The sequence below is a fragment of the Burkholderia sp. Cy-637 genome, from assembly GCF_011753175.1.
Taxonomy (GTDB): Bacteria; Pseudomonadota; Gammaproteobacteria; order Burkholderiales; family Burkholderiaceae; genus Burkholderia; species Burkholderia gladioli.
The window spans coordinates 1-5383 of record NZ_VWWC01000282.1 but is presented as its reverse complement, the minus strand read 5'-3'; the positions used below and the strand labels follow the sequence as shown (position 1 = coordinate 5383).

Below are 5383 nucleotides of genomic sequence, written 5' to 3'. Positions count from 1 at the left end.
GAGCGGCCGGGCGATGCTGCGTGGCGCCCGGGCCGCCCGGCCGCCGCGTCATTGCAGGGTGGCGCCGGGGCCCTTCAGCACCACGCTGTGGCGCCCGTCCACGCTGACCGGCACGTCGCCGTGCACGGTGGCGCGGCGCACCACGCGGCGCGCGTCGCCGTAGTCGTTGATGGCGTAGTGCTGGGTCGCGCGGTTGTCCCAGATCGCCACGTCGCCCTCGCGCCAGTTCCAGCGCACGGTGTTCTCCAGGCGCGTCACGTGCTCGTGCAGCACCTGCAGCAGATGCGCCGATTCGCCCGTCGATAGGCCCTTGATGCGTTGCACGAAATGCCCGAGCACCAGGGTGCGCTCGCCCGTGACGGGATGCACGCGCACCACCGGATGCTCGGTTTCGTAGACGGTGGAGGTGAACACCTCGCGATAGCGCTTGAGCTGGTCGGCATCGGCGTTCACGTGCGAGGCGGCGTAGTCGTAGGCATTGGTATGGATCGCCCACAGCGTGTCGGCCAGCGCGCGTAGCGGCGCCGGCAGGTGCTGGTAGGCGGCGGCCGTGTTGGCCCAGACGGTGTCGCCGCCGGCCGGCGGGATCACCACCGCGCGCAGGATCGACACCTTCGGGTAGGCATCGACGAAGGTCACGTCGGTATGCCAGGAATTGGCGCGCGCGCCGTGCTGCGAATCGAGTTCGAGCAGGGCGGCGGTGCCGTCCACCGAGGGCACGGTCGGATGCGCGACGCTCTGGCCGAAGCGGCGCGCGAAGGCTTCCTGGGCCGCGTCATCGAGATGGTGCTGGCCGCGGAAGAACAGCACCTTGTGGGTATGCAGCGCATCGAGCAGGGCCGCGAAACGCGTCTCGTCGATGTCGGCCGACAATTCGAAATCCGAAACTTCCGCGCCGATGCGGCCGGCCACGCGGCGCAGCGCGAGCGGCGTATCGACGGCACGGGCGGACAAGGGCGCGGCACGCGGGGACGAGTGGGCAATCTGCACGTCGGACATCGGAAGCTCTCCTTCGGTGGGTGGGGATCGGTTCGGTTATTCAAGCAGCCGCGAGCGCAAAACTGAACTGACGAATCCTCGTATCGATAGCTCGCGAATCGAGGCAATCCATATCGCCGCGGCGACGAAGCGTGGCGGTGAGGCGTGGCGATGAAGCGCCGCGCCTACCAGGCGAGCCGCCAGCCGCCCGCCGGCCGTGGCGCCTCGCGCGGCGGCGGCGCCGTGCGCGCGGCGGCCTCGTCGTCGCCGAGCTCGGCGAGGATGCCGTCGCGCAGCCGGGCGAAGGCGCTGCCATGCCGCTCGCGCGGACGCGGCAGCGCAACCTCGGTAATGCGCGCGATGCGGCCCGGGCGCGGCGCCATGGTGATCACGCGATCGCCCAGCCAGACCGCCTCGTCCACGTCGTGCGTGACCAGGATCATGGTGATGCGCTCCTGTTCCCAGATCCGCTGCAACTCGTGCTGCATGCGCGTGCGCGTCTGCGCATCGAGCGCGCCGAACGGCTCGTCGAGCAGCAGCAGGCGCGGGCGGTTCACCAGCCCGCGCGCGATCGCCACGCGCTGCGCCATGCCGCCCGAGAGCTGGTTCGGATAGGCCGCCTCGAATCCCGCCAGGCCGACCAGCGCGATGTGCTCGGCCACCGCCGCGCGCCGCGCGCGGGCATCGAGCGGCGAATTGCGCAGCGCCGCCTCGACGTTCTGCGCGACCGTCAGCCAGGGGAACAGACGATGGTCCTGGAACACGATGCCGCGTTGCAGCGAGGTATCGCGCACGCGCTCGCCGCCGGCACGGATCTCGCCGTCGTAGTTGACGTCGAGCCCGGCGATCAGGCGCAGCAGCGTGGATTTCCCGCAGCCGCTGGCGCCCACGATGCTGACGAATTCGCCGCCGCGCACCTGCAGCGAGATGTCGTCGAGCACGTCGAGGGCCGGCTGGTGGCCGCCCGTTTGCGCATAACGCTTGCGCACGTGCAGCAGTTCGAGCGAATCGGAGGTGAGGGCGAGGGTCATGGCGTTTCCGGTGAAGGCGACGAGGCGAGCGATGCGCGGGAGGTGGCGCGCCCGCGCGCGAGCAGGCGCCGCTCCAGCGCCCGCGCGCCGGCGTTGAGCGCCCAGCCCGTGACGCCGACCACGATGATGCCGAACAGCACCAGGTCCATGCGGAACTGTTCGCTGCCGTCGATCAGCGTGTTGCCGATGCCGCTGCCGGCCACCAGCAGGTATTCGGCGCCGAGCGTCGCGAGCCAGGAGTAGATCAGGCCGAGATAGAGGCCGGTCCAGATCGAGGGCAGCGCCGCGGGCAGCAGCACATGGCGGATCAACTGCCAGCGCGTGTAGCGCAGCGTGCGCGCCACCTCGACATAGGCGCGCGGCACCGCGTGGATGCCGTCGCAGGTATGGGCGGTGACCGGCAGCAGCGCGGCCAGCGAGAGGAACACCACCTTGGCGGTGTCGCCGAGCCCGAACCAGACCGAGATCAGCGGGATCCAGGCGAACAGCGAGATCTGCTTGAAGGTGTCGAAGCTGGGCCCGATCAGGCGCGCCGCGATGCGCGACAGGCCCAGGGCGGTGCCGAGCAGCAGGCCGAGCGCGGTGCCGATCGCGAAGCCGGCGAACTCGCGCGCCAGCGAGGCCGACAGCGCCCGCGCGAGCGCGCCGCTCGTCACTTGCTGCCAGGCCGTGCGCAGCACCGCGTCGGGGCCGACCAGCAGGCCCGCGTGATCGTGGCGGGCGGCCGCCACGGCCCACCAGGCGAGCAGGGCCAGCGCCGGCAATACCAGGCCGCGCAGGTCGGGCCGGCGGCGCGCGGCCGGCGTTGCGGAAGGCGTTGCGGACGAGGACACGATGCCGGGCTCCGGTTGGGGAAGGACGAGGCTCAGCCGCGAAACGCCGAGGCGCGGCCGCGCCGCAGGCGAGCTTCGAGCGCATCGAGCAGGCGATTGATCGCGTAACCGATCGCGCCGACGATCACCACGGCCGCCATCACCAGGTCGAGCTGGAACAACTGCCGGCCATACACGATCAGGTAACCGAGCCCTTCGGACGAAGCCACCAGCTCGACCACCACCAGCGCCAGCCAGGCCTTGGTGAAGGCGAGCCGCACGCCGGTGGCCAGCGTCGGCACGGCGGCCGGCAGCACCACGTGGACGATCCGCTGCAGCCGGCTGTAGCCGAACACGCGAGCGGCCTCGTCGAGCGCGACGGGCGCCTCGCGAAAGCCCTGCAGCGTGCTCATCGCCACCGGCACCAGCGCCGCATGCGCGATCAGGATGATCTTGAGCGGCTCGCCCACACCCACCAGCAGGAGCAGGAAGGGCAGCCAGCCGAGCACGGGAATCTGCACGACGGCGTTGAAGCTGGGCAGCACATAGGCTTCGGCGGTGCGCGAGATGCCGAGCCAGGCGCCGATCGCGAAGCCGGCCAGCGAGCCGGCCGCGAAACCGAGCAGCACGCGTTGCAGGCTGATCCAGGTATTGGCGAGCAGGTCGCCGCTGCGCGCGAGTTCCTCGAGCGTCTGCCAGACCATCGCCGGCGGCGGCAGGATCTGCGGCGCGATCCAGCCGCGCTCGCAGCCGATGCTCCACAGCGCGAACAGCAGCGCCGGCAGCAGCCAGGGCGCGAGATGCCAGGCAAGCGCCGCCAGCCGGCGCCGGTTTGCTTGCACGCGCAACGGACCGCGCGCGGCAGCGGCGCCGTCGTCCTGGCGGGTGGTCTTGCCGATCGGGATCGCGGTATCGCTCATGATGGCTCCGGCGGCGCTCAGGCCCGCGGCTTGCCGGCGGCGTCGTAGCTCGGCCAGTAGTGCTCGAGATGCTGGGCCTCGAGCGCCTTGTCGAGGTACTTCGGCTCGATCCAGCCGTTCACGTCCACCGGCCGGCGGATCAGCTTGAGCTTCAGCGCATCCTGGGCGACCGCCTGGTAGCGCGCCACGAAGAACGGGTCCAGCAGCGGCGAGTTGCGCGACTTCAGCGTGCCGGCCGGGAATTCGGCCTGCCAGGACGACACCGGGATGCCGCTTTGCGCCCATTGCGCGAGCAGCGCGTCGCGGTTGGCCTCGTCCGAGGCCCAGCGCGAGGCGCTCACGAACACGTTCACCACGCGCTGCACCAGCTCGGGATGGGCGCGCTCGAAATCGTCGAGCACCAGCAGGTGAGATTGCCGCGTGTACTGCGGGCCGTCGTTCTGCGATTCGTAGATGATCTTCGCCAGCCCGCTGTCGACCAGCTTCGAGAGATGGTAGTCGTTGACCGAGGCGTCGATGCCCTTCGAGGCCAGCGCCGCCAGCGCGCTCGCGGTATCGAGGTTGATCACGCGCAGCTCGCGCTCGTCCAGGCCGTTGGCGGCCAGCACGTTGTCGATCACGAGTTGCAGGTTGGTGCCGCGGAAGATGCCCACGCGCTTGCCCTTGAGGTCCTTCACCGAATGGATGTCGGAGCCGGTCGGCACGCCGATCTTGATGCCGCTGCGCACGCCCACCGCCGCGATCAGGTGCGTGTTCAGGCCGTTGGCGCGCGCCAGCACCGCGGGCAGGTCGCCTTGCAGCGCGAAGTCGATCGACTTGTCGGCGATCGCCTCGTTGACGGCCGGCCCCGCGCCCTTGAAGAACAGCCATTGCACGCGGATGCCGTCGCGCTCGAATTCCTTCTCCAGCAGCTTCTGCTGCTGCACCGTGGCGCCGGCGCTGCCGCCGAAGGTGGGCGGATCGCCCGCGCCCTGCTGGGCGACGCCGATACGAATGGTGAGCACGGCGGCCTGCGCGGCCAGGGCCGGCAGGGCGAGGGTGGCGAGCAGCAACAGGCGAAGCAGGAAGCGGATGGGCATGGATCGGCGAGGGCGGCTGGGGCTAGCGTGATTGGAGAGGAGCACTGATCGACGACGATGCTCGATGACGGCTCATTCTTGTCGTGCGTTCCGGCCGAACGCAAACAAGCATTTCTGATTTGCTTTCGCGATGCCGCGTGCCGCTGATATGCATAGCAGAACGGATTCGTTGCGCCGCGCGCGGGATGGCCCGTATAACGCTTCGATGATCCGCGCCGCCCCTTCACCGATTGTTCCGCAACCCGCGCCGAGCCTTGCCCGGCGCGGGGCATCCATGCCCGGAGCCGGCGCATGAGCGCGGTGCCGCCGGTGCTGGAGGCGCGCGGCTTGCTCAAGCGTTTCGGCGCGACGCGCGCGCTCGACGGCGTCGACCTGGTGCTGGGCGCGGGCGAGGTGGTCGCGCTGATGGGCGCGAACGGCGCCGGCAAGTCGACCGTGCTGATGAACCTGAGCGGCGCGCACGGCCCGTTCTTCACGCGCAACGTCGTGATCCTGCGCGACAGCAGCGGCCATACCGGCGTGGGCGAAGTGCCGGGCGGCGAGGCGATCCGCAAGACCATCGA

Annotated in this window: 6 protein-coding genes; 1 reads left to right on the top strand and 5 read right to left on the bottom strand. The window is 70.4% G+C overall.

The genetic code is table 11. From position 1 onward, the window contains the following. Window positions 1–48: 48 nt before the first annotated feature. From F3J10_RS34265 to F3J10_RS34245, 5 genes are all read right to left on the bottom strand, one after another. Window positions 49–999 (bottom strand): TauD/TfdA family dioxygenase, encoded by a 951-nt coding sequence (locus tag F3J10_RS34265; RefSeq protein ID WP_167243928.1) that lies wholly within the window; start codon window positions 997–999, stop codon window positions 49–51. Between the two features lie 164 nt (window positions 1000–1163). Then, the gene (locus tag F3J10_RS34260) at window positions 1164–2009 is read right to left on the bottom strand and encodes an ABC transporter ATP-binding protein (protein ID WP_167243927.1); all 846 of its coding nucleotides are present in this window, start codon (window positions 2007–2009) and stop codon (window positions 1164–1166) included. Next, window positions 2006–2842, bottom strand: coding sequence for an ABC transporter permease (locus tag F3J10_RS34255; RefSeq protein WP_167243926.1), 837 nt, complete (start codon window positions 2840–2842; stop codon window positions 2006–2008). Before F3J10_RS34255 ends, F3J10_RS34260 begins: the two co-directional genes overlap by 4 nt. A 32-nt stretch (window positions 2843–2874) precedes the next feature. Continuing rightward, window positions 2875–3741 (bottom strand): ABC transporter permease, encoded by an 867-nt coding sequence (locus F3J10_RS34250; RefSeq protein ID WP_167243925.1) that lies wholly within the window; start codon window positions 3739–3741, stop codon window positions 2875–2877. 17 nt (window positions 3742–3758) lie between these two features. After that, a complete protein-coding gene (locus F3J10_RS34245) occupies window positions 3759–4820 on the bottom strand; it encodes an ABC transporter substrate-binding protein (RefSeq protein WP_167243924.1) in 1062 nt (353 codons plus the stop codon). Between the two features lie 291 nt (window positions 4821–5111). Between F3J10_RS34245 and F3J10_RS34240 the strand changes: the two genes are divergently transcribed. Next, window positions 5112–5383 (top strand): ATP-binding cassette domain-containing protein (locus F3J10_RS34240; protein ID WP_205200584.1); only part of this gene is annotated, 272 nt, incomplete at its 3' end.